The sequence below is a fragment of the Sphingobium sp. DN12 genome (assembly GCF_051058005.1).
Classification (GTDB): Bacteria; Pseudomonadota; Alphaproteobacteria; order Sphingomonadales; family Sphingomonadaceae; genus Sphingobium; species Sphingobium yanoikuyae.
Map to the genome: position 1 here is coordinate 2,432,594 of NZ_CP173717.1, position 18,855 is coordinate 2,451,448.

The window sequence follows — 18,855 nt, forward strand, 5'->3', positions numbered from 1 at the left end:
TGACATGAGCAGCGCAACTGCAACCACGGAACCTCGGGCATATCATTTGCCCGAGGAGCCGCACCTCCACGAAGGCCACAGCACCATGCTGGGCTTCTGGATGTACCTGATGAGCGACTGCCTCATCTTCGCCATCCTGTTCGCCACCTATGCCGTGCTCGGCGGCAGCTTCGCCGGCGGCCCCGGCCCGAAGGATCTGTTCGACCTGCCGCTCATCGCGCTCAACACCGCGATGCTGCTCTTCTCGTCGATCACCTACGGCTTCGCCATGCTGGCGATGGAAAAGAACCGGATCAGCGCCACCCAGGGCTGGCTGTTCGTCACCCTCCTGTTCGGCGGGGCGTTCCTGTTCATCGAACTTTACGAATTCTCGCACCTCATCCATGAGGGCGCGGGTCCGTGGCGTTCGGCCTTCCTGTCGGCCTTCTTCACCCTGGTCGGCACCCACGGCCTGCACGTCACCTTCGGTTCGATCTGGCTGATCACGCTGATGGTGCAGGTGGCCAAGAAGGGTCTGATCCCGGCCAACAAGCGTCGCCTGATGTGCCTGTCGATGTTCTGGCACTTCCTCGACGTCATCTGGATCGGCGTCTTCACCTTTGTCTATCTGATGGGAGTCCTGCGGTGAGCGACGCTGTCCATAGCCACGACGCCCACGGACATGGGCACGATCATCACGATGACCATCATGAAGAAGGATCGCATGGCAGCTTCGGCAGCTACATGATCGGCTTTGGCCTGTCGGTGATCCTGACGGCCATTCCCTTCTGGCTGGTGATGTCGGGCGTGCTGGGCAATCCCCAGCTGACCGGCATCGTCATCATGGCCTTCGCCGCGGTGCAGGTGATCGTCCACATGATCTACTTCCTGCACATGAACACCCGCGTCGAAGGCGGCTGGTCGTTCATGGCGATGATGCTGACCATCGTCCTGGTCGTCATCGTGCTGTCGGGTTCGATGTGGGTCATGTTCCACCTCAACGCGAACATGATGCCGCACGCCGACATGTCGGCGATGCACAATATGAGCGAGATGCCGTGACATCCGCTAAGATCGGGGGGCGCCGCCGGCGCTCCCCGCGCTTTACGATCGGCCTGACGCTGATCGCCCTCATCCTGTTTTCCGGTCTTTGCGCGCTCGGCAGCTGGCAGGTCTATCGCCTCGCCTGGAAGCGCGACCTGATCGCACGGGTCGACGCCCGCATCCATGCCGCGCCCGTCCCCGCCCCCCGCAGCATTACCAGCGACGACGAATATCGCCGCGTCACCGCATCGGGCCATTTCCTGCATGACAAGGCAGTGCTGACCCAGGCCGTCACCGTGCGCGGTCCCGGTTTCTGGGTGATGACGCCGCTGATGACCGACGCCGGTTTCACCCTGATGGTCAATCGCGGCTTCGTGCCGCAGGACAATCGCACCCGCTACAGCCGCCCCCAAGGCACGGTCCAGATCGTCGGCCTGCTGCGCCTAACCGAGCCCAAGGGTGGTTTCCTGCGCAGCAATGATCCCGCCGCCGGCCGCTGGCATTCGCGCGATGTCGCCGCGATCGCCGCCGCGCAGCATGTCGCCCCGCCGGTCGCGGACTATTTCGTCGATGCCGGTGCCAATTGCGCGCCCGACACCGCGCCGGTCGGCGGCCTGACCGTCGTCCGTTTCCCCAACAACCATCTCCAATATGCCATCACCTGGTTCATACTGGCGGCGATGGTCGCAGGCGCCTACATCTTCCTCATGCGTCGGGATCCAGAAGACAGCGCCGAATGAGCGAGACCCAAGCCGTCAGGCGCCGCTGGCTGCCCAGCCAGTGGCCCGCCGATGCCGCCGGTCGCAAGAATATGGCGCTGCTGATCCAGCTGCGCTGGATCGCGATCGCCGGGCAGCTGGTGACGATCCTCATCGTCCAGTTCCTGATGGGGGTGCGCCTGCCCCTTGCCCCGATGCTGCTGGTCGCCGCCGTCGCCGTGCTGGTCAACGCCGCCAGCTTTGCGGCGCTGCGGCCCCGGACCGACATCACCCGCGCCGAACTGTCGGTATCGCTGCTGTTCGACGTGCTGCTGCTGACCGCCCAGCTCTATCTGTCGGGCGGCGCGACCAATCCCTTCGTCTCGCTCTATCTGCTCCAGGTCGCGCTTGGCGTGCTGCTGCTCGACCGGGCGAGCGCCTGGGGCATCACCGCCGTGTCGGCACTGTGCGCCGGCCTGCTCGCGCTCGACTATCGCCCGCTCGACCTGAGCGACCGGCTGGCGGGCCGGCTGTTTGACCTGCATATCATCGGCACCTGGATCTGCTTCACCATGATCGCGGTGCTGCTGGTGCTGTTCATCACCCGGATCAACCGCAACCTGCAGGCGCGCGAGGCCTATCTCGCCAGCATGCGCCAGCATGCGGCCGAAGAGGAACATATCGTCCGCATGGGCCTGCTCGCCTCGGGCGCGGCGCATGAACTGGGCACCCCCCTCGCCCAGCTCGCCGTGGTGCTGGGCGACTGGCGCCGCATGCCCGAAATCACCGAGCATCCCGCCCTGGTCGAGGAAGTGGGCGAGATGCAGAGCGCGGTCCTGCGCTGCAAGGCGATCGTCACCGGCATCCTCCTTTCCTCGGGCGAGGCGCGGGGCGAGGCACCGGCCGTCACCAATGTCCGCGACTTCATCGAGGGCATTGCGGCCGAATGGCGCCGTGCCAATCCGGGCATGCCGCTGCGCTGCGACTTCGGCCCGCATGACTATCCGCGCATCATCGCCGACCCGGTGATCCGCCAGGCGGTCGGCAATCTGCTCGACAATGCGCGCGAGGCCGGCGCCACCTATATCGACCTGCTGGTCGGACGCGACAGCGCCTCGCTCAACATCGCGGTGCGCGACAATGGCAGCGGCTTTTCGCAGGCGATGCTGGAGGATTTCGGCAAGCCCTATCGCTCCAGCAAGGGCAAGGAAGGCCATGGCCTCGGCCTCTTCCTTGTGGTCAATGTCGTGCGCAAGCTGGGCGGCAGCGTATCGGCCAGCAATGGCGCCGATGGCGGCGCGCTGATCCTGCTGCGCCTGCCGCTCGATACGGTCGCACTGGAAGAGGAAAGTGACAGCGAAGATGACAGCTGAACGGCTGCTGGTGATCGTCGAGGATGACGAGGCCTTTGCAAAGACCCTCAAACGTTCGTTCGAGCGGCGTGGCTATGAGGTGCTGACCGCCGCCAGCCATGGCGCGCTGGAGGAGGTGCTCAAGGGCAACCGCCCCGGCTATGCCGTGGTCGACCTGAAGCTCGGCCCTGAATCGGGCCTGGTCTGCGTCCAGACGCTGCACGCCCATGATCCCGACATGCTGATCGTGGTGCTGACCGGCTTTGCCAGCATTGCCACCGCAGTCGAGGCGATCAAGCTCGGCGCGACCAACTATCTGGCGAAACCCTCCAACACCGACGATATCGAAGCCGCCTTCGCCCGCTCGGGCGGCGACCCCGCCGCACCGCTGGCGCCGCGCCCGACATCGATCAAGACGCTGGAATGGGAACATATCCATGAGGTGCTGAAGGATTGCGACTTCAACATCTCCGAAACCGCCCGGCGCCTGGGGATGCATCGCCGCACCCTCGCCCGCAAGCTGGCGAAACGCCAGGTCGGCTAATTTCGCGCGCGTCCATCAAGCCCCGTTGACCGCGCCCCATGGCCATGCCATGGCCGGTCCAGACGCGGGTGTAGCTCAATGGTAGAGCAGCAGCTTCCCAAGCTGACGACGGGGGTTCGATTCCCCTCACCCGCTCCAGATTTTCCTAAGCATCTGAAATAGCGTGTAAAAATGGCGCGCCCCAAGGAAGATGCGATTGCTGCAGGCCAATCCTACATCCCTAGCTCGCTCAATCCGGGATGATCGTCGGGCCGGCGCCCCTGCGTCCAGTGGAATTTCCGGTCGGCTGCGCTGATCGGTGCATCATTGATGCAGGCAAGCCGTCGCTGCATCAGGCCGCTCTCGTCAAATTCCCAATTCTCGTTGCCATAGGAGCGGAACCAGTTGCCGCTATCGTCATGCCATTCATAGGCGAAGCGCACCGCGATGCGGTTGTCGGCAAAGGCCCATAATTCCTTGATCAGCCGATAATCCAGTTCGCGCTGCCATTTGCGCGTCAGGAAGGCGATGATTGCGGAGCGGCCATTGACGAACTCGGCCCGGTTCCGCCACTGGCTGAGCGGCGTATAGGCCATGGCGACCCTCGCGGGATCGCGACTGTTCCAGCCATCCTCGGCCAGGCGCACCTTCTGTGTCGCGCTCTCCAGGGTGAAGGGTGGCAGCGGCGGTCTCACATTGTCCATCATGCGTCTCCCATCTTGGCAAGGCGATCCTGCAGCGCCCTATTTTCGGCTTCCAGTTGCGCCATCCGTTCATGCAGCGGCCGGACCGCCTGTTCGATCTCGCGCTCGGTGAAGCGCGGCGTGATATGCTGCGGACAATTCCAGTCGAACGCCTCCAGCCGCAGCCGGAAGATGCGTTCCGCCCGCGCCTTGTAATCCTTGTCCATGACAAGATCGGTGAGCGCCGGATCGGCATCGAGCGCCAGCTTCTCGACATGGACATAGATTTTCAGCCGGGCGCGGCGGGGATAGTCCATCAGGATCAGGCAGGCCCGGTCGTTCGCGGTCAAGTTACCGGTGCTGATATATTGGCGGTTGCCGCGATAGTCGGCAAAGGCCAGCGTCCGGTCGTCGACCAGCTTGAGGAAGCCGGCCGGGCCGCCGCGATGCTGGACATAGGGCCAGCCATCCTCCGACACGGTTGCCATGTAGAAACTGTCGCGGGCCGCCAGGAAATGGGCTTCATTGTCGGTGAAACGATCAAAGGCGCGATTGCCACTGAACGCCGCCCAATGGGCGTCCGCGCCCATCTCCGCCTGCGCCGCGCGGACGCTCGGCGTGGTGGCGATATCCAGAAAACCGTAGGACATGGTCTATCTCCCATCATCCGTCCGTTGCGGGGCCATGCATCACCATGGCCCCGCCGGGGGTTCAGCGCACCGCGACCTTGCGATCGAGGAAGTCGCGGATCAGCGGCGCCATTTCATCCAGCTTGTCTTCCAGGGCGAAATGGCCGGTATCGAGAATATGCATCTCCGCGTCGGGCAGGTCACGCTTGTAGGGATGCGCGCCGGGTTCGGGGAAGATCTTGTCATTCTTGCCCCAGACGATCAGCGTCGGCGGCTTGCGTTCGCGGAAGAAGGCCTGGAATGCCGGGTAGAGCGGCACATTGGTGCGATAATCGTAGAACAGGTCGAGCTGGATATCCTTGTTGCCCGGCCGGTCGAGCAAGGCCTGGTCCTGCACCCAATTGTCGGGGCTGATCCGCGACAGGTCGCGCACGCCATCGGTATATTGGAATTTGGTGGCGTCGAGGCCGACGAGCCAGGCCTGCGCCTCGCGATCCTTGGCCGATCCGCTCTGCCAATAGGTCTTGATCGGATCCCAGAAGGCGCCCAGCCCTTCCTCATAGGCATTGCCATTCTGGATGATGAGGCCGCTGACCCGCTCGGGATGCTTGATGGCGAGGCGGTAGCCGACCGGGGCGCCATAATCCATGACATACATGGCGTAGCGCCGGGCGCCGATCTTGCCCATCAGCGTGTCGACCATGTCGGCATAATGGGCAAAGCTGTAGGTGAACTGGCGATGGTCGGGCGCGTCGCTCTGGCCAAAGCCTGGATAGTCCGGCGCGATCACATGATAGCGGTCGGCGAGCAGCGGAATCAGGTTGCGGAACATGTGCGACGAGGTCGGGAAGCCGTGGAGCAGCAGCACCACCGGGCCATCGGCGGGGCCGGCTTCGCGGTAGAACATCTTGACGCCATCGATCGTGGCGCTGCGATAATGGACGGTGGCGGCCGCAGCCTGCGTGGCGACGGCGCTGGCGGGCGCGGCGATCGCGTCGGCCGAGGCAGCGATGCCGGCGGTCGCCAGCAGCATCGAAATGACCAGTTTCTTCATCATGTCCTCCACCCTGTTGGGGTTGCTGAGCAAGGGCTTCAGCTTCTGGAGACAGAGATAATCCTTGCCCTCATTCCTGATAATTCTGGAAAACTGGAAGTCATTATTCCTTATGATGGAATAATTGTCATGCCTGCTGGAACAGAGGATTGGCCCGCAGCCGATCGACCGCCAGATCGACGAAGCTGCGCACCTTGGCCGCCGCCCGCCGCCCTTCGGCATGGATGACATGGATCGGCAGCGGCTTTTCCATATGCTCGTCCAGAACCGTGACCAGCCGCCCGGCCGCCAGTGCCGGCTCGACCTGATAGGACAGCACGCGGGTCAGCCCCCAGCCCTGCTCGGCAGCGGCGATCGCCGCTTCATTGGTGTTGCAGAAAAGTTGGGGGTGGACGGTGACGCTGCTCCGGCCCTCCGGCCCGAAATGCCATTCGGGGGAGGCCCATGCCCCGGTCGGGCCGATGATGCGATGATGGACAAGGTCGGCCGGGGTCCGGGGCATGACATGCTGCTCGAAATAGGCCGGCGCGCCACAGATGACCCGCCGCACCGTCCCGACCCGAATGGCGCTGAGGCCCGAATCCGGCAGATGACCGATCCGGATGGCGACATCGATGCCCTCCTCGACGATGTTGACAAGCCGGTCGACGAACAGGCTGCGCCCGGTCACCGCGGGAAAGCGATCCAGATAGTCGAGCAGGATCGGCAGCACGTACATCTGGCCGAAGATCACCGATCCCGTGACGATCAGCGTGCCGGTGGGATTGCCATGGGCGCCCGCCGCCGCCGCGTCCGCATCCGCCATGTCGGCCAATATCCGGCGGCAATCGTCCAGATAGCCACGGCCCGCCTCGGTCAGTTTCACCGATCGCGTCGTCCGCGTGAGCAGGCGCACGCCGATCTCCTCCTCCAGCGCGGAGATCGCGCGCGTGACCGCCGGCGGGCTCAGATGCAATTGCCGCGCGGCTTCGGCAAAACCGCCGGTTTCCGCCACGCGAACGAATATCTTCATGGCCTGCCAGCGGTCCAACACCATCCCCCTTCATCATCGCTTCGGCCGAAAAAAATGCGCAGAACCCCATGCGCCGGTCAATCTTCCTGCGGGAAGCGGTCGGCCAGCGGCGCCGCCAGCACGGGATAGGACAGGCCGTCCCTATGCGGCAACCGCGGCAATATCCGCGCCAGCCCCAATGGGCCGCGATCACCCCGCGAGGGTAGGGCTGAGCAGGATGCCGACCAGCAATCCGGACATCACCGTGCTGACCGATGCACTGCGCTTTTCCGGCGGGGACAGATGCGCAGCCAATGGAACCAGTTGCTGCGCGACGCTGGCCGCAAGACCAAGCGACATCGATGCGACAAGCAGGAACAAGCCCGATGGCGCCATGCCAGCCGCGTCAGCGTCATGGAAAGAGGCAGGCACTGGCCGAAGATCCTCGCGGCCTCTATGCCGCCCCCTCCTATGTTACGACGGCCGTCATTGCACGGGATCAACCGCGCCATGACGGCCGCGCTTGACCATTGGGTGCATCTGCTCAATCCTGCGCCGGTGAGCGAAGCCATCGTCGATCCCGCCCCGTCCCGTTCCGGTCCCTGCGTGGTGCTGCCGGCCCGACCCGAAGCAATCCGGATCGATGCCGCGACGACGGCGCTGATCGTCGTCGACATGCAGAATGCCTATGCCAGCAAGGGCGGCTATGTCGACGAGGCCGGCTTCGACGTCAGCCCGGCGGCGGGTGTGATCCCCCGGATCGCGGAGGTCGTCGATGTGGCGCGGGCCGCGGGCATGCCGGTGATCTTCCTGCAGAATGGCTGGGACAGCGGCTATGCCGAGGCCGGCACGCCGCTGTCGCCCAACTGGCACAAGTCCAATGCGCTCAAGACGATGCGGGCGCGGCCGGACCTGGCGGGCAAATTCCTGGCGCGCGGCGGATGGGACTATGAACTGGTGGAGGCGCTGGCGCCGCGCGAGGACGACCTGCGCGTCCACAAGCCGCGCTATTCCGCCTTCTTCAACTCGCAACTGGATAGCGTGCTGCGCGCGCGCTGCATCCGCACCCTGGTCTTCACCGGCATCGCCACCAATGTCTGCGTGGAATCGACCCTGCGCGACGGTTTCCATCTCGAATATTTTGGCGTGCTGCTGGAAGATGCGGTGCATCATCTGGGGCCGGACTTCATCCGCGAGGCAAGTCTCTACAATGTCGAGAAATTCTTCGGCTGGGTGAGCAATGTCGCCGATTTCCGCACCGCCGTCGGCCAGCTTCCGCCCAAGGAGATCTGATGCCCTTCGAACCGATCAACCCGCCCCAGTTCCCGACGCCGATCGCCCCCTATTCGGCGGGCGCCAGGGCCGGGAATACGGTCTATGTCTCGGGCGTGCTGGCGCTGGGCGAAGGCGGCACGGTTCTGCATGTCGGCGACGCCGCCGCGCAGACCCGCCATGTGCTGGACGTCATCAGGATCACGGTCGAGGCAGCCGGCGGCACCATGGCCGACATCGCCATGAACCATATCTTCCTCAAGGATCTGGACGATTACGCGGCCTTCAACGCCGTCTATGCCGAATATTTTCCCGGCGACAAGCCGGCGCGCTACTGCATCAGGTGCGATCTGGTGAAGCCCGATTGCCTGGTCGAGATCGCCTCGGTCGCGCATCTTGGCTGAGGCCGCCGGCCTCTATTATGAAACCCATGGGCGCGCGGACGCCCCGCCGCTGATCCTGTCGAGCGGGCTTGGCGGATCGGCCAGCTATTGGGCGCCGAACATCCCGGCGCTGGCCGAGCATTTCCACGTCATTGCCTATGACCATCGCGGCACCGGCCGCAGCGACCGGACATTGCCCGAAACCACCTCGGTCGAGGATATGGCGGGCGACGTCATCGTCCTGATGAATGCGCTGGGCATCGGCAGCGCGCATTTCATCGGCCATGCGCTGGGCGGCGCGATCGGCATGGAACTGGCGATCGCCACCACACGGCTCGACAGCCTAATCGTCATCAACGGCTGGCGGACGCTGTCACCCCATACCCGCCGCTGCTTCGAAACGCGGCTGGCCCTGTTGCGCCATGCCGGCGTCGAGGCGTTCCTGCGGGCGCAACCGCTGTTCCTGTTCCCGCCGGACTGGATCACGGCTCATGACGATGCGCTGAAGGCTGAACTGGCGCATCATCTCGCCACCTTCCCCGGCGCGGCGACGATGGAAAAGCGGATCGCCGCCGTACAGGCCTATAGCCCGCACCTGCTCGACCTGACGGCCGTCGCCAAGGTGCTGGCCATCGCCACCCGCGACGATTTCCTCGTCCCCCATGCCAGCGCCCTCGATGTCGCGGCGCCGATCGCATGGGCCAGGACTGCCAGCTTCGATTGGGGTGGTCACGCCTGCAACGTGACCGACCCGGATGCTTTCCATCGCCTCGTCCTCCCCTTCCTCAGGAGTTGAAGCCATGCAGGTCGGCGTTTTCGTTCCCATCAACAATAATGGCTGGCTGATCAGCGAGAACGCCCCGCAATATCTGCCGAGCTTCGACCTCAACAAGGAAATCGCCCAGCGCGCCGAGAAACATGGTCTGGATTTCCTGCTTTCGATGATCAAGCTGCGCGGTTTCGGCGGCAAGACGCAATTCTGGGAATATGGCCTCGAAAGCTTCACGCTGATGGCCGGCCTTGCGGCGGTGACGGACCGGATCAAGATCTTCGCCACCTGCCCCACCCTCATCATCCCGCCCGCCTTCGCCGCGCGCATGGCCAACACCATCGACTCCATCAGCCATGGCCGCTTCGGGCTGAACCTCATCACCGGCTGGCAGCCGCCCGAATATACCCAGATGGGGCTTTGGCCGGGGGACGAGCATTTCCGCAATCGCTATGATGTGCTCGACGAATATGCCCGCGTGCTTCGGGAATTGTGGGAGACCGGCCGATCGGACTTCAAGGGGCAATATTACCAGATGGACGACTGCCTGGTCCGGCCCCAGCCGCAGGCGGACATGAAGATCATCTGCGCCGGCTCATCGGACGCGGGCCTGGCCTTCTCGGCCAAATGGGCGGACTATGCCTTTTGCCTGGGCAAGGGCGTCAATACGCCGACCGCCTTCGCCTTCAACAATGACCGGCTTGCGAAATTCACGGCACGGACCGGCCGCACCGTGTCGGTCTTCGTGCTGGTCATGGTGATCGCGGCGGAGACGGACGAGGAAGCCATGGCCAAGTGGCAAAGCTATAATGACGGGGTCGATATCGAGGCGATCGCCTGGCTGGCCGATCAGGGCGCGAAGGACACCGTCAACATCGACACCAATGTGCGCCAGCTGGCCGCGCCTGAAGGGGCCGTGAACATCAATATGGGCACGCTGGTCGGCAGCTATGCCAGCGTGGCACGAATGCTGGACGAAATGGCGCAGGTGCCCAATACCGGCGGCGTGCTGCTGACCTTCGACGATTTCCTGGAAGGCGTGGAAGCCTTCGGCACCCGCATCCAGCCGCTGATGAAGAGCCGCGCCGAAAGCGACCGACATTCCCGATCTTCCCACAGAAGTTAATCACCAAAGCCGTTGGCAGCCGGGATGCCTGGATGCACGCCCCCCCCTTTCCTACCACGGCAATTCCGCATGATTGTCCAAATCCCGCGCGCCCTGGCCACGACGCGGGCGCCATGTCCCTCTAGCGTGACCCAAGGAGACGCCGACCCGCATGGCTGCGTCATGGCGGGAGGATCAACAGGGTGGCGAGCATGGATGCGCCGATCGTCGGCACATATCGCACCGTCCGCTTCCGCGCCGGGCCGGTCGATGCGATCGCGAGCGATGTCGATCTGCTGATCGTCGGCATGCCGGTCCTGTCCGCCACGAGCCGGATCGATCCTGGCGCCTGCGCGCTCGACGCCGCCCTGTCAGGCACCTTGTCGCAATTGCGCGCGGGCGGCCTGTTCGACGGCAGGTTCGGCGAGACGATGATCCTGTCCAGCCCGCCGCCGCCGGTGCGCTGCCGGTCGCTGATGATCGTGGGCATGGGGGAAATCGACGATCTGGATGCCGAACGGCTGGGCCGGCTGGCCGCCGTGGCGATGCGCGCGGCGCTCCGGCTCGACAGCTGTTCGATCGCCTGCCTGCTGCGGCTGCTCGATCCGGCGGCAACGAAGGTCGCGCAACGCGCCGCCGCCCGTGCGATGATGGCCGGCGTGCTGACGGCGCTGGACGCCTATCTCTCTCCCGGTCCCACTCCCGGCCGGTTCGCCGGCCTGAACTGGACCTTCGACCAGCCCGACAGCGCCGCCGACGTGCTGGGCACGATCATCGCACAATGGCCGGCCGCGCCGCGATGAGGCACGACTATCGCATGGACTTGGGAAGCGGAACACGCCACTCTGGCGCGATGCAGCCCGGTCCGATCCACAGCCACGACATGCAGCCTGCGATCACCCCCATATCGATCCTGGTGGTGGACGATCATGCGCTGCTGCGCGAGGGCGTGCGGGCGATGCTGGCGACCCAGGCCGATATGCGGATCGTCGGCGAGGCCGACAATGGCCGGCGCGCGGTAGAGGAATATGCGCGGTTGCGCCCCGACATCGTGCTGATGGACCTGCAGATGGCGGAAATGCCGGGGCTCGACGCGATCGCCGCGATCCGGGCCATCCATCCCGACGCCCGGATCATCGTGCTGACCACCTATTCGGGCGATGGCCGCGCGATCAAGGCGCTGCGCGCAGGGGCGATGGGCTATCTGCTCAAGGCCAGCCTGCGCAAGCAGTTGCTCGACGCGATCCGGTCCGTGCATCTGGGCGGCAAGCATCTCGACGCCACCGTCGCCACCGCGATCGCCCTGCATGTGCTGGAAGACCCGCTGACCGAGCGCGAGATCGCGGTGCTTTCGCTGGCGGCCTGGGGCAACAGCAACAAGCAGGTCGCGGCGCGACTCGATATCAGCGAAGAGACGGTGAAGGGCCATATGAAGTCGATCTTCTCGAAGCTCGACGCGACCGATCGCACCCATGCGGTGACGCTGGCGATCAAGCGCGGACTGATCGACCTCTGACGACACGGCGCGCGAGCGCCCCCTTTGTATCGGAATGATCGCTAACATGTCAGCCTGATCCAAGATCGGGCGGCGACGGACAGCTATGATCGCGCGCGTCAGGCCAGTGACTGACCATTTCTATTTTTTAGAACAAGCCGGTGCATTTTATCTGGATATTTCGGACCAGGCACGCCGGCTAACACTGTCTTCACAGCAGCGACGACTGCTCGAAACCAAGGAGCCGACCCATGACGATCACCGCCACGCCGACGCCGGGCAAGTCCCTCATCTCGCCGACCGACCACACTTTGGTCCTGATCGACTTCCAGTCGCAAATGGCCTTCGCCACCAAGTCGATCGCGCCGGAACTGCTGCGCAACAATGCCGCCCTGATCAGCCGCGCCGCCAAGTCGTTCGGCGTGTCGACCATCCTGACCACCGTGGCCGAAAAGAGCTTTTCGGGGCCGATGTTCAGCGAGATCACCGACGCCTTCCCCGGCCAGCCCCTGCTCGACCGCACCAGCATGAACACCTGGGAAGATGCCGCCGTGATCGAGGAAGTGAACCGCATCGGCAAGGAGCGGATCATCTTCGCCGGCCTGTGGACCAGCGTCTGCATCGTCGGCCCGGTCGCCTCCGCGATCGACCAGGGCTTCGACGTCTATTTCATCGCCGACGCCTGTGGCGACATCAGCGAGGAAGCGCATGAGCGCGCCGTGCAGCGCATGATCCAGCTCGGCGCCAAGCCGATGACCTCGCTCCAGTACATGCTGGAACTGCAACGCGACTGGGCGCGCACCGAAACCTATGAGTCCACCACCGGCATCGCCAAGGAATTTGGCGGCGCATACGGCCTGGGCATCAAATATGCGAAGGCCATGTTCGGCGCCTCCGAAGGCGGCCACTGACCTGCGCCAGGGACCGGCGGTGTCTCCCCCTCTTCCCATGCACCGCCGGCCCTTTCCCCTCTCCCCTTTCCCCACCCGAGCAAAGGAAATCCCCATGAGCTTCGTGACCACGGATGACGGCGTCGACATCTTCTTCAAGGACTGGGGTCCAAAGGACGCCCAGCCCATCATGTTCCACCATGGCTGGCCGCTGTCGTCGGACGACTGGGACGCGCAGATGCTGTTCTTCCTGTCGAAGGGCTATCGCGTCGTCGCCCATGACCGTCGCGGCCATGGCCGCTCGGCCCAGGTGAGCGAAGGCCATGACATGGCCCATTATGCCGCCGACGCCGCCGCCGTCGCCCGCCATCTCGACCTCAGGAACGCCATCCATATCGGTCATTCGACCGGCGGCGGCGAAGTGGCCGCCTATGTCGCCCGCCATGGCCTGCCCGAAGGCCGCGTGGCCAAGGCCGTGCTGGTCAGTTCGGTGCCGCCGATCATGCTGAAGACCGACCGTTATCCCGGCGGCCTGCCCATGGACGTGTTCGACGGGCTGCGCGCCGGCCTCGCCGCCAACCGTGCGCAATTCTTCCACGATGTCGCCGCCGGCCCCTTCTACGGCTTCAACCGCGACGGTGCGGACGTGAAGCCGGCCGTCATCGACAATTGGTGGCGCCAGGGCATGATGGGCAGCGCCAAGGCCCATTATGAAGGCATCAAGGCCTTCTCCGAAACCGACCAGACCGACGATCTGACCGCGATCACCGTGCCGACCCTGGTGCTGCATGGCGATGACGACCAGGTCGTGCCCTACAAGAATGCCGGCGTGCTGCAGGCGCAGATCCTGCCTAATGCGACCCTCAAGATTTACGAGGGCTATTCGCACGGCATGCTGACGGTGAATGCCGACGTGCTGAACGCCGACATCCTCGCCTTCATCCAGTCCTGATCGCAGACGCAGGAGACCGGCGATGAAAGTCTATCTTCTCTCCCTCGGCGCCGGTCTCCTGGTCGGCATCGTCTATTCGCTGCTGGGGGTGCGCTCGCCCGCGCCCCCGGTAGTGGCCCTGATAGGCCTGCTAGGCATATTGGTCGGCGAACAGATCGTGCCGATCGCCAGGCGCTGGGCCGATGCCCATGAACTGACCCGCTTCGTGCGCAACGAATGCCGCGACCATGTACTGGGCACGCTCCCGAACAATCGGGCCGACAATCAAAAGGGCGACGCGTGATTACCCGCCGCGACGCCATGGCCGGGGTGGCCGCCTCCGCCCTTCTCTCCCCCTTTCCTGCTCAAGCCAAGGACCGCCCCATGACCGACACGATCATCGTCAATGCCAAGGTGACGACGCTGGACCGGAGCAATCCGGTGGCGGAAGCGGTCGCGATCCGCGACGGCAAGTTCCTGGCCGTGGGCAGCGAAGCGGAGGTGCGCGCCGCCGCACCGGATGCGACGGTGATCGATGCCAGGGGCCATCGCCTGATCCCCGGCCTGATCGACAGCCATATGCACATCATTCGCGGCGGCCTGAATTTCAACATGGAGCTGCGCTGGGACGGCGTGCCGACGCTGGCCGAGGCGATGGATATGCTTAAAAGCCAGGTCGCCCGTACCCCTGCTCCGCAATGGGTCCGCGTGGTCGGCGGCTTCACCGAACATCAGTTCGCGGAAAAGCGCCTGCCCACCATCGCCGAACTCAACGCCGTCGCGCCCGACACGCCGGTCATCATCCTGCACCTCTATGATCGCGCGCTGCTCAACGCCGCCGCGCTGCGCGTCGTGGGCTATACCAAGGACACGCCCAATCCGCCGGGCGGCGAGATCGTCCGCGACGCGGCCGGCAACCCGACCGGCCTGCTGCTCGCCCAGCCCAATGCGACCATCCTCTATTCGACCCTGGCCAAGGGGCCGAAGCTGCCGCAGGACTATCAGCTCAATTCGACCCGTCACTTCATGCGCGACGTCAATGCGCTGGGCGTCACCGGCGTGATCGACGCGGGCGGCGGCTTCCAGAATTATCCCGACGATTACGAGATCATCGAGAAGCTGCATCAGGACGATCAACTGACCGTCCGCATCAGCTATAATCTCTTCACCCAGAAGCCCAAGGAAGAGCTGGCCGATTTCTCCGGCTGGGTTCGCCAAGTCACGCCGGGGCAGGGCGACGATACCTATCGCCATAATGGCGCGGGCGAGATGCTGGTCTATTCCGCCGCCGACTTCGAGGATTTCCGCCAGCCCCGGCCGGATATGCCGGCCAATATGGAAGGCGATCTGGAGCCGGTCATCCGCCTGCTGGCCGAACATAAATGGCCCTGGCGCCTGCATGCCACCTATGACGAGACGATCGGCCGCGCGCTCGACGTCTATGAGAAGGTGAACCGGGATATCCCGCTGACCGGCATCCACTGGTTCTTCGACCATGCCGAAACCATCAGCGACCGCAATATCGACCGCATCGCCGCGCTGGGCGGCGGCATCGCCGTGCAGCATCGCATGGCCTATCAGGGCGAATATTTCGTCGAGCGCTATGGCGCCAAGGCGGCCGAGCGCACCCCGCCGATCGCCCGGATGATCGCGGCGGGCATCCCCGTTGGCGCAGGCACCGACGCCACCCGCGTCGCCAGCTACAATCCATGGGTATCCTTGAGCTGGCTCGTCACCGGCCGCACCGTCGGCGGCTTCGCCCTCTATCGCGGCGACAATCGCGTCAGCCGGGAAAAGGCGCTGGCGATGTGGACGCATGAGAATACATGGTTCTCCAACGAGATCGGCAAGAAGGGGCAGATCAAGGCCGGGCAACTGGCCGACCTCGCCTTGCTGTCGGCCGACTATTTTGCGGTGCCGGAGGATCAGATCGTCCATATCCGATCGGTCCTGACCCTGCTCGGCGGCAAGGTGGTCCATGGCGAGGGCGATTATGCCCCGCTCGCGCCCGACCTGCCAAAGCCCATGCCCGACTGGTCGCCGGTCGCCACCTTCGGCGGCTATCACAAGACCCGCGAGGCGCGCGCGCAGCTGGCGTCAGCCTGTGGCTGCCATTCGGCCTGCGGCGTCCATGGCCATGACCATGCCGCGGCGCTGGGCGCAGATGTGCCGGCCGCCGATGTCCAGACCTTCTGGGGATCGCTCGGCTGCGGCTGCTGGGCCGTCTGACGATAACCGCAAATCATTGTCATTCCCGCGCAAGCGGGAATCCATCTCGCAACCAAGCCCGACGGCGCAACGCCCGGAGATGGATCCCCGCCTTCGCGGGGATGACGAGAAAGACTTCCTGCCTGGAGATAGTCCATGAAGCGCTTCGCCTTCCTATTCGCCGCCGCCATCCTGATGCCTATGCCGGTCGCCATCGCAAAGCCCGCCGCCAGCGCCGATTATGCGGTCGGCCCGCAATATGACACGACCCATGTCTATGTGCCCGAAGGCCAGTTCGACGCCTTCGTCACCAGCTTCGTCGCGACCTTCGGTGGCACCACGTCGAAGCAGGGCGAGTTCCAGGTGACGCCGACGCCCAGCCTGACCAAGTCGCAACTGGCACTGACCCCGGCCGGCACCGTCTCGGTCTTCGGCTTCAAGACGCCGATCCCCTATCCGTTCGGCGATGAGCGGACCGGCTATCTGGTGAGCGACATGGACGGTGCCGTTGCCTCCGCGCTCAAGCATGGCGCGGTGCGCCGCATCACCACCTTCCCCGATCCGATCGGCCGCGACGTGGTGGTGCAATGGGCCGGCGGCGTGAACATGCAGCTTTACTGGCACACCGCCAAGCCCAGCTATCCCGCGCTGACCACCGTGCCGGAAAACCGCATCTACCTGACCGCCGACGTCGCCGACCGGTTCATCAGGGACTGGACCGGCTTTGCCCATGGCAGGATCGTCTCTGACGATCGCGCCGCCAAGGGCGAGGAAATCGGCCAACCCGGCAAGACCATCCGCCGCGTCGCCATCGAGAGCGGCTATGGCAAGATGACCGTCTTCGTCTCGGACGGCCAACTCCCCTGGCCCTATGGCCGCGACATGACCGGCTATGAGGTCGCCGACATGGACGCCACGCTGGCCAAGGCGAAGACCGCCGGCGTCGAAACATTGGTCGCGCCGCAGAGCATCGCCGGTCGCCAGAGCGTGATCCTGCGCTTCCCCGGCGGCTATATCGCCGAAGTTCATGCGCCCGAGGCGAAGTAGGATGCGCGCAGACCGCGATCCCCGCTTCGTTGACGCGATCCTCGACTGGAAGCCGACCTGGTTCATCGCGCGGCTGCTGCTGGTCGGCGCCTATCTGCTGGGCGGCATCGTCAAGCTGACGGACTGGCCGGCGGCGGTTGCCGAGCAGGCGCATTTCGGCATGAACCCGCCAGCGCTCTGGGCCGCGCTTACCATCGCGATCGAACTGATCGGGCCGATCCTGATCCTGACCGGCCGCATGGCCTGGCTGGGCGCGGGGATGCTGGGCGTCTTCACCCTGCTGGCCGCCTTCACCGCCAACGCCTTCTGGACGATGCCGATGGGGCAGGAGCGGTTCATGGCCACCAATGCCTTTTTCGAGCATCTGGGCCTGATCGGCGGCTTCATCCTGGCGGCGCTGGTCGCCGAACAGGCGCAGCGCCGTGTGTAAAAAATCAGTCTGCCTTGCCCTCTCGCTCTGCGCTTGCCCGCCGCTGGCCGCGCAGACGCGGGAGGCCTGGCAGGCGCCGACCCTGTCGATCACCCGCTATGACGAGGATTGGTCGGATCTGGCGGACGCGCAAAAGCGCGGCCATCACTGGACGGGGCAGTTCAAATATATCCCGCTGGGCGACGATGTCTGGCTGTCCACCGGCGTCGAGCTGCGGCTGCGCAACGAAAATTATGCCGACAATCTCTGGGGCGGGGCCGATGCGCCCGACAACAGCTATTTATGGGCACGCGCCATGCCCTATGCCGACCTGCATGTCGGCGCGCCGGACCGGCTCCATGCCCGTGCCTTTGTCCAGCCGATCATCAGCCATGCGGTCGGCGTCGCGCCCTCGGCCAGCCCGATCGACCAGAGCCGGCTCGACCTGCTCCAGGGCTTTGCCGAAGTCGGCGCCGGACCCGTCACCCTGCGCGCCGGGCGCCAGATGATTTCACTCGGCACCGAAAGGCTGGTCGGCACCCGCTATGGCCCCAACACCCCGCTGGCCTTCGACGGCGTGCGCGGCAGCCTGTCCCTGGGCGAAGGCCGCGCGCTCGACCTGTTCCTGCTCAACCCGGTCCAGCCCGGCCCCGCCAGTTTCGACGATCGCACGTCCGACACCCGCAGGCTGTGGGGCGCCTATGCGACGCTGCCGGATCTCGACCTCTATTATCTGGGCTATCGCAACCGCGCCGCGCGCTTCGGCGGGCTGACCGGGCGGGAGGAGCGCCACAGTCTCGGCCTTCGTTCGCATGGCGTGCGGGGCGACTGGCACTGGAATGTCGAGGGCGTCTATCAGTTCGGCCATTATGACGGGCAGCGCATTACCGCCTGGACGCTCGGCACCGAAGTCGGCCGCACCCTGCCCGGCCTGCCGCTGTCGCCCGACGCCACCTTGCGCTTCAACATCGTGAGCGGCGATCGTGACAGCGAAGATGACAGGCTGGGCACGTTCAACGCGCTCTTCCCCAAGGGCAAATATTTCGGCGAACTCTCGCCCGTCGGACCGACCAACATCGTCAGCCTCAATCCCCGGATCAGCGCGCCGCTGGGCGACGGCTTTTCCGCCAGCGTCGCCGGCATGGCCTATTGGCGTTACGCCCGCCATGACGGCGTCTACGACATTCCCGGCAACCTGGTCCGTGGCCCCGGCGACAGCCGCGCCCGCTTCATCGGCAAGGAGGTGGAGGCGACGCTGGCCTGGCAGGCGACGGCGGAGCTGGAACTGTCAACTTCGCTGTCCTTCTTCGCACCGGGCGCCTTCATCCGTGAGACCGGCCCGGCCCAGACCATCGCCATGACCGGCCTTGAAGCCAATTTCCGTTTCTAGATC

23 protein-coding genes and 1 tRNA gene are annotated in these 18,855 nt (G+C 64.9%); 19 read left to right on the forward strand and 5 right to left on the reverse strand.

The window, feature by feature from the left end; translation table 11 throughout:
- Positions 1-4: 4 nt before the first annotated feature.
- The 6 genes from cyoC (at position 5) to ACI6S0_RS11520 (ending at position 3,755) form a co-directional block, all read left to right on the forward strand.
- Positions 5-628: a cytochrome o ubiquinol oxidase subunit III gene (cyoC, locus tag ACI6S0_RS11495; protein WP_004207842.1), complete on the forward strand. Its 624-nt coding sequence runs from the start codon at positions 5-7 to the stop codon at positions 626-628.
- On the forward strand, positions 625-1,041 hold the full coding sequence (cyoD, locus tag ACI6S0_RS11500) for a cytochrome o ubiquinol oxidase subunit IV (RefSeq protein WP_017499771.1): 417 nt from the start codon (positions 625-627) through the stop codon (positions 1,039-1,041). The genes cyoC and cyoD overlap by 4 nt, the downstream gene beginning before the upstream one ends.
- Positions 1,038-1,763: an SURF1 family protein gene (locus ACI6S0_RS11505; protein WP_434405880.1), complete on the forward strand. Its 726-nt coding sequence runs from the start codon at positions 1,038-1,040 to the stop codon at positions 1,761-1,763. The genes cyoD and ACI6S0_RS11505 overlap by 4 nt, the downstream gene beginning before the upstream one ends.
- The gene (locus ACI6S0_RS11510; protein ID WP_048937550.1) at positions 1,760-3,094 is read left to right on the forward strand and encodes an ATP-binding protein; all 1,335 of its coding nucleotides are present in this window, start codon (positions 1,760-1,762) and stop codon (positions 3,092-3,094) included. Before ACI6S0_RS11505 ends, ACI6S0_RS11510 begins: the two co-directional genes overlap by 4 nt.
- Complete coding sequence (locus ACI6S0_RS11515) at positions 3,084-3,617, forward strand: response regulator transcription factor (RefSeq protein ID WP_010338178.1); 534 nt, start codon at positions 3,084-3,086, stop codon at positions 3,615-3,617. The genes ACI6S0_RS11510 and ACI6S0_RS11515 overlap by 11 nt, the downstream gene beginning before the upstream one ends.
- 64 nt (positions 3,618-3,681) lie before the next feature.
- Positions 3,682-3,755, forward strand: a tRNA-Gly gene (locus ACI6S0_RS11520).
- 74 nt (positions 3,756-3,829) lie between these two features.
- Here the strand turns inward: ACI6S0_RS11520 and ACI6S0_RS11525 are convergent.
- The 5 genes from ACI6S0_RS11525 to ACI6S0_RS11545 form a co-directional block, all read right to left on the reverse strand.
- Positions 3,830-4,300: a DUF1348 family protein gene (locus ACI6S0_RS11525; protein WP_169863232.1), complete on the reverse strand. Its 471-nt coding sequence runs from the start codon at positions 4,298-4,300 to the stop codon at positions 3,830-3,832.
- Positions 4,300-4,929, reverse strand: a complete 630-nt coding sequence (locus ACI6S0_RS11530; RefSeq protein ID WP_169860255.1) for a pyridoxamine 5'-phosphate oxidase family protein — start codon at positions 4,927-4,929, stop codon at positions 4,300-4,302. Before ACI6S0_RS11530 ends, ACI6S0_RS11525 begins: the two co-directional genes overlap by 1 nt.
- A 61-nt stretch (positions 4,930-4,990) precedes the next feature.
- Positions 4,991-5,962: an alpha/beta fold hydrolase gene (locus ACI6S0_RS11535; protein ID WP_434405934.1), complete on the reverse strand. Its 972-nt coding sequence runs from the start codon at positions 5,960-5,962 to the stop codon at positions 4,991-4,993.
- 127 nt (positions 5,963-6,089) lie between these two features.
- Positions 6,090-6,974, reverse strand: a complete 885-nt coding sequence (locus ACI6S0_RS11540; protein WP_434405881.1) for a LysR family transcriptional regulator — start codon at positions 6,972-6,974, stop codon at positions 6,090-6,092.
- Positions 6,975-7,163: 189 nt separating this feature from the next.
- Positions 7,164-7,385, reverse strand: coding sequence for a hypothetical protein (locus tag ACI6S0_RS11545; RefSeq protein ID WP_434405882.1), 222 nt, complete (start codon positions 7,383-7,385; stop codon positions 7,164-7,166).
- Positions 7,386-7,463: 78 nt separating this feature from the next.
- Between ACI6S0_RS11545 and rutB the strand changes: the two genes are divergently transcribed.
- The 13 genes from rutB (at position 7,464) to ACI6S0_RS11610 (ending at position 18,852) form a co-directional block, all read left to right on the forward strand.
- Positions 7,464-8,246 carry a pyrimidine utilization protein B gene (gene rutB, locus ACI6S0_RS11550; RefSeq protein WP_434405883.1) on the forward strand — a complete coding sequence of 261 codons (783 nt, stop codon included), beginning with the start codon at positions 7,464-7,466 and terminating at the stop codon, positions 8,244-8,246.
- Positions 8,246-8,629, forward strand: a complete 384-nt coding sequence (gene rutC / locus ACI6S0_RS11555) for a pyrimidine utilization protein C (protein ID WP_048937548.1) — start codon at positions 8,246-8,248, stop codon at positions 8,627-8,629. The genes rutB and rutC overlap by 1 nt, the downstream gene beginning before the upstream one ends.
- Positions 8,622-9,404, forward strand: coding sequence for a pyrimidine utilization protein D (rutD, locus tag ACI6S0_RS11560; RefSeq protein ID WP_434405884.1), 783 nt, complete (start codon positions 8,622-8,624; stop codon positions 9,402-9,404). Before rutC ends, rutD begins: the two co-directional genes overlap by 8 nt.
- Before the next feature lie 4 nt (positions 9,405-9,408).
- Positions 9,409-10,503, forward strand: a complete 1,095-nt coding sequence (rutA, locus tag ACI6S0_RS11565; RefSeq protein WP_434405885.1) for a pyrimidine utilization protein A — start codon at positions 9,409-9,411, stop codon at positions 10,501-10,503.
- 191 nt (positions 10,504-10,694) lie between these two features.
- A complete protein-coding gene (locus ACI6S0_RS11570) occupies positions 10,695-11,285 on the forward strand; it encodes a M17 family peptidase N-terminal domain-containing protein (protein ID WP_069338305.1) in 591 nt (196 codons plus the stop codon).
- A gap of 50 nt (positions 11,286-11,335) precedes the next feature.
- The gene (locus ACI6S0_RS11575; protein WP_052076695.1) at positions 11,336-11,998 is read left to right on the forward strand and encodes a response regulator; all 663 of its coding nucleotides are present in this window, start codon (positions 11,336-11,338) and stop codon (positions 11,996-11,998) included.
- Between the two features lie 230 nt (positions 11,999-12,228).
- Complete coding sequence (locus tag ACI6S0_RS11580) at positions 12,229-12,888, forward strand: hydrolase (RefSeq protein ID WP_010338169.1); 660 nt, start codon at positions 12,229-12,231, stop codon at positions 12,886-12,888.
- A 94-nt stretch (positions 12,889-12,982) separates the two neighbouring features.
- Positions 12,983-13,819 (forward strand): alpha/beta fold hydrolase, encoded by an 837-nt coding sequence (locus tag ACI6S0_RS11585; RefSeq protein ID WP_434405886.1) that lies wholly within the window; start codon positions 12,983-12,985, stop codon positions 13,817-13,819.
- Between the two features lie 22 nt (positions 13,820-13,841).
- Positions 13,842-14,102, forward strand: a complete 261-nt coding sequence (locus tag ACI6S0_RS11590; RefSeq protein WP_097383020.1) for a XapX domain-containing protein — start codon at positions 13,842-13,844, stop codon at positions 14,100-14,102.
- Between the two features lie 80 nt (positions 14,103-14,182).
- The gene (locus tag ACI6S0_RS11595; RefSeq protein ID WP_434405887.1) at positions 14,183-16,027 is read left to right on the forward strand and encodes an amidohydrolase; all 1,845 of its coding nucleotides are present in this window, start codon (positions 14,183-14,185) and stop codon (positions 16,025-16,027) included.
- 135 nt (positions 16,028-16,162) lie between these two features.
- Entirely contained in the window at positions 16,163-17,053 is an 891-nt protein-coding gene (locus ACI6S0_RS11600) for a VOC family protein (RefSeq protein ID WP_434403142.1), read from the forward strand.
- 1 nt (position 17,054) lies between these two features.
- Positions 17,055-17,483, forward strand: coding sequence for a DoxX family protein (locus ACI6S0_RS11605; protein ID WP_004212559.1), 429 nt, complete (start codon positions 17,055-17,057; stop codon positions 17,481-17,483).
- Positions 17,476-18,852 carry an alginate export family protein gene (locus tag ACI6S0_RS11610; protein ID WP_434403144.1) on the forward strand — a complete coding sequence of 459 codons (1,377 nt, stop codon included), beginning with the start codon at positions 17,476-17,478 and terminating at the stop codon, positions 18,850-18,852. Before ACI6S0_RS11605 ends, ACI6S0_RS11610 begins: the two co-directional genes overlap by 8 nt.
- The last annotated feature ends 3 nt before the right edge of the window (positions 18,853-18,855 follow it).